The 4,339-nt window shown below is 72.0% G+C and carries 4 protein-coding genes; 3 read left to right on the top strand and 1 reads right to left on the bottom strand.

Annotation, left to right across the window (positions count from 1 at the left end; genetic code table 11):
* Positions 1–89: 89 nt before the first annotated feature.
* Positions 90–890, bottom strand: coding sequence for an inositol monophosphatase family protein (locus ACFXGA_RS39715; protein WP_378098217.1), 801 nt, complete (start codon positions 888–890; stop codon positions 90–92).
* A gap of 95 nt (positions 891–985) precedes the next feature.
* Here ACFXGA_RS39715 and ppgK point away from each other — a divergent pair, with 95 nt between their 5' ends.
* The 3 genes from ppgK to ACFXGA_RS39730 all read left to right on the top strand — a co-directional run bounded on the left by ppgK (position 986) and on the right by ACFXGA_RS39730 (position 4,196).
* Complete coding sequence (gene ppgK, locus ACFXGA_RS39720; protein WP_378098220.1) at positions 986–1,747, top strand: polyphosphate--glucose phosphotransferase; 762 nt, start codon at positions 986–988, stop codon at positions 1,745–1,747.
* Between the two features lie 197 nt (positions 1,748–1,944).
* Positions 1,945–3,246, top strand: a complete 1,302-nt coding sequence (locus ACFXGA_RS39725) for an RNA polymerase sigma factor (protein WP_378098223.1) — start codon at positions 1,945–1,947, stop codon at positions 3,244–3,246.
* 770 nt (positions 3,247–4,016) lie between these two features.
* A complete protein-coding gene (locus ACFXGA_RS39730; RefSeq protein WP_378098226.1) occupies positions 4,017–4,196 on the top strand; it encodes a hypothetical protein in 180 nt (59 codons plus the stop codon).
* Positions 4,197–4,339 lie beyond the last annotated feature (143 nt).

A 4,339-nucleotide genomic window follows, 5' to 3' on the forward strand; every position in this document is an offset into this window, starting at 1 on the left:
GTTCAGGACCTGTGAGTTCCCCGTTCCGGATGGGGAATTCGGGGGTCCTGGAGGTTCGACACACGGGGCTTGAGGGTTCGACACACGGGTCAGACCTTGGCGAAGCCCGCTTCGACCAGGGCGGTGAACAGGGCGTCGGCGATGCCCGGCGCGGCGGCGAAGGTGACGTCCGCGCCCAGCTCCGGAGATTCACCCGGCAGGTGGACGACGGCCCCCGCCTCGGCGGCCAGCAACGCGCCCGCCGCCCAGTCCCACCGGTTCAGGCCGTGCTCGGCGTAGGCGTCCAGCCGGCCCGCCGCCACCGCGCACAGGTCCAGCGACGCCGCGCCGGCCCGCCGCATGTCCCGCACGCGGGTCGCCAGCCCGGCCCACGCGTCCGCCTGCCGCTGCCGCCGCTCGGCCCGGTAGGCGAAGCCGTAACCCAGGAGGGACACGTCCAGCCGGGTGACGTCGGAGACCGCCAGCCGCCGCCCGTCCAGCCACGCCCCGCCGCCGCGCGCCGCCGTCCACACGCGGCCGCTCGCCGGCTCGACCACCGCGCCCGCCACCGACTCGCCGTCGACCTGCGCGGCGACCGACACGGCGTAGTGGGGGATGCCGTACAGGTAGTTCACGGTGCCGTCGATCGGGTCGACGACCCAGGTCAGGCCCTCCACGGCGGCGCTGCCGCCCTCCTCCTCCCCGATCACCGGCTCGCCGGGCCGCAGCTCGGCCAGCCGCCGCCGGACCAGCCGCTCGCACGCGCGGTCGGCCGCGGTCACCACGTCGGTGATGCTGCTCTTGGTGTCGACATCGGTCACGGCGGCTTCGCGCGTGGCCACGGCCAGCTCGCCGGCCTCCCGGGCCACGAGCACGGCGACGTCGACCAATGAGCGCGGATCGAAACGCAACTGTTCCTCCTGCGTCACTCTCACGGGACTATCGGAGAACCGCAGGCTAATGTCTGCGGCCACGGTTACTGAATCGAGTAGGAAGGGCCACGGGGATGGGCATGACCCGCGGGTTCGGCGTGGACATCGGCGGTTCCGGCATCAAGGGCGGTCTCGTGGACCTCGAAGCGGGGGCACTGGACGGTGAGCGCCTGCGCATCACCACGCCGCAGCCGTCGACGCCGGACGCGGTCGCCGACGTGGTCGCCGAGATCGTCGAGAAGTTCAACTGGGACGGTCCCGTGGGCGTCACCCTGCCGTGCGTGGTGAAGCACGGTGTCGCGCACTCCGCCGCCAACGTGGACAAGGCGTGGATCGGCACGGACGCCGCCGCGCTGTTCGCCGAACGCCTCGGCCGGCCCAAGGACCAGGTCGTCGTCCTCAACGACGCCGACGCCGCCGGCATCGCCGAGATGCGGTTCGGTTCCGGTGTCGACCGGGACGGCCTGGTGGTGCTGCTGACGTTCGGCACGGGCATCGGCAGCGCCCTGTTCCTGGACGGCCGGCTCGTCCCCAACACCGAGTTCGGCCACCTGGAGGTCGACGGGCACGACGCGGAGAAGCGCGCGGCCGCCTCGGTGAAGGAGGACAAGGGCCTGACCTGGGCCGAGTGGACGCCTCGCGTGTCGCGCTACATCAACGTCCTGGAGAACCTGATCTGGCCGGACCTGGTCATCGCGGGCGGCGGGGTCAGCAAGAAGGCCGAGAAGTGGCTCCCGCTACTGGAGGTGCGCACCGAGGTGGTGGCCGCCGCGCTGAAGAACGACGCGGGCATCGTCGGCGCCGCCGTGGCCGCCGCGCAGGGCCTGCGGCACTGAATTCACCCTCGCCCGACCTGCGGGAACGCGTGCCGGAACGTCTCGGATGACGCCGGGGGGCAACGGCACGCGATTCTCGTCGTTACAATGGAACGGTGCCCCGCTGACGAACGATCCGGCGGGGGATCCCCCGTACTCAGGCGACCGAGGTTCGCGCCCTTCGGTCGGCCTTGATCGACAGTCGCGAAAGGGCGTACGTGGCAGCCGCGAAGACGACTCAGGCAGCTAAGGCTGACGCCGAGGAGACGCCCAAGGCCACCTCGGCGAGGAAGGCCCCGGCCAAGAAGCCGGCGGCGAAGACCGCCGCGTCGGGCAAGACGGCAACGCGGGCGCCGCGCAAGACGGCCGCCAAGGCCGCGGCCGCCGCGCCCGGCAAGGTGAAGAAGGACGGCGACGAGCCCGACGACCTCGAGGTCGCCCCGGACGCCGAAGACCTGGTCGACGACGTCGAACTGATCGACGAGCCGGTCGAGGAGGAGCCCGCCGAGGAGGAGGCCAAGCCCGGCGAGGGCGACTTCGTCTGGGACGAGGAGGAGTCGGAGGCCCTGCGGCAGGCCCGCAAGGACGCCGAGCTGACCGCCTCGGCCGACTCGGTCCGCGCCTACCTCAAGCAGATCGGCAAGGTCGCCCTGCTCAACGCGGAGGAGGAGGTCGAGCTCGCCAAGCGCATCGAGGCCGGCCTCTACGCCGCCGAGCGGGTGCGCCGCGCCGAGGACGAGCAGGAGAAGCTGACCCCGCAGCTCCGCCGCGACCTGCGGTGGATCGTGCGGGACGGCGAGCGGGCCAAGAACCACCTGTTGGAGGCGAACCTCCGCCTGGTCGTGTCGCTCGCCAAGCGGTACACGGGTCGCGGCATGGCGTTCCTGGACCTGATCCAGGAGGGCAACCTCGGCCTGATCCGCGCGGTGGAGAAGTTCGACTACACCAAGGGCTACAAGTTCTCCACGTACGCGACGTGGTGGATCCGCCAGGCGATCACGCGCGCGATGGCCGACCAGGCCCGCACCATCCGCATCCCGGTGCACATGGTCGAGGTCATCAACAAGCTGGGTCGCATCCAGCGCGAGCTGCTCCAGGACCTGGGCCGCGAGCCCACGCCGGAGGAGCTGGCCAAGGAAATGGACATCACCCCGGAGAAGGTGCTGGAGATCCAGCAGTACGCCCGGGAGCCCATCTCGCTGGACCAGACGATCGGCGACGAGGGCGACAGCCAGCTCGGCGACTTCATCGAGGACTCCGAGGCCGTGGTGGCCGTGGACGCGGTGTCGTTCACGCTGTTGCAGGACCAGCTCCAGTCGGTGCTGGCGACGCTGTCGGAGCGCGAGGCGGGCGTGGTGCGGCTGCGGTTCGGCCTCACCGACGGCCAGCCGCGCACGCTGGACGAGATCGGCCAGGTCTACGGCGTGACGCGGGAGCGGATCCGGCAGATCGAGTCGAAGACGATGTCGAAGCTGCGGCACCCGTCGCGGTCCCAGGTGCTGCGCGACTACCTGGACTGAGCACTTCCCCCGGGACCCCTCGACCCACGCGGTCGGGGGGTCCCGGGCTTGTGCGCGCCCTCCCCCGCACCGCACCGCCCTCCCCCGCGCCGCCTCACGGCGTCCGCACCGCCCTGCGCCGCTGACAGGCGTCCGCACGGGTCCTACGGCGTCCGCGCCCTACGGCGGTCCCGGAGGCTCGTAGCCGGGGTCCCGCAGCGCGCGGCCCTGGGCGGGGCGGCGTGTCGGTCGGGCGGCCCTACGGCGGCCTGGGCGGCTCGTCGGCGGGGCGGCCTCACGGCCTGGGCGGCTCGTCGGCGGAGCGGTCCGTTGGCGGGGCGGATCGGCGGGCGGTCCGGTGGTCGGGCGGCCTCCGGCGGGCCGGAGAACGGTCCGTGAACCGGACGGATCATGTCCGGATCGTGGAACCCGGACCCGTGTTCGCTCTGGGCTGACCAAAGTGTTACCGATCACATCGCGGGCCCCGCGACGCCCACCTTCCGGAGCAACGGACGTGCGTCGAACGCCGTATTCGCAGGTCGGAAATCCGTTGACACGACAGCGGAACGTGAGCGCGGGCCGGGCGAACCGGCGCAAGAGGCAGGTTCCGACCACCCGGGCGCCGGGTAAATGGGGAGTGACGCGGGTCGCCACGACCCAGGGAACACTGACTTACGCCCGTGCGTCTGCAAGAGTGGAAGCAGCGAACACGGCGCACCCGCCAGATGCGAAGTGGTCGCAGCTAGGTGTGAGGGCACCGATCCCCGGTGCCGGGACGGAGGGAGATTTCCATGACTACCACGCTCACCCGCCCCGCGTTGACCGCTGCCGACCGCTGCGACCGCTGCGGGGCTGCTGCCCAGGTTCGCGCCGTGCTCCCCTCCGGGGGCGAGCTGCTGTTCTGCGGGCACCACGCCCGGGAGCACAGCAGCAAGCTGCGCGAGCTCGCTGCCGAGTTGCAGCAGGGCTGAACACCACGGGTCCCGGCAAAGGACCCGTAGCACCCTAGCCGTCCGGGGCGGGGATCCGACGAGGATCCCCGCCCCCCACAATTTCCCGGGGGGCGCCCGCACCGTGGGGCCGGGGACACCGGACCGGAACGCCCGCGGGTCCC

The organism is Actinosynnema sp. NPDC059335, from assembly GCF_042752395.1.
In the GTDB taxonomy this organism is placed as follows: Bacteria; Actinomycetota; Actinomycetes; order Mycobacteriales; family Pseudonocardiaceae; genus Actinosynnema.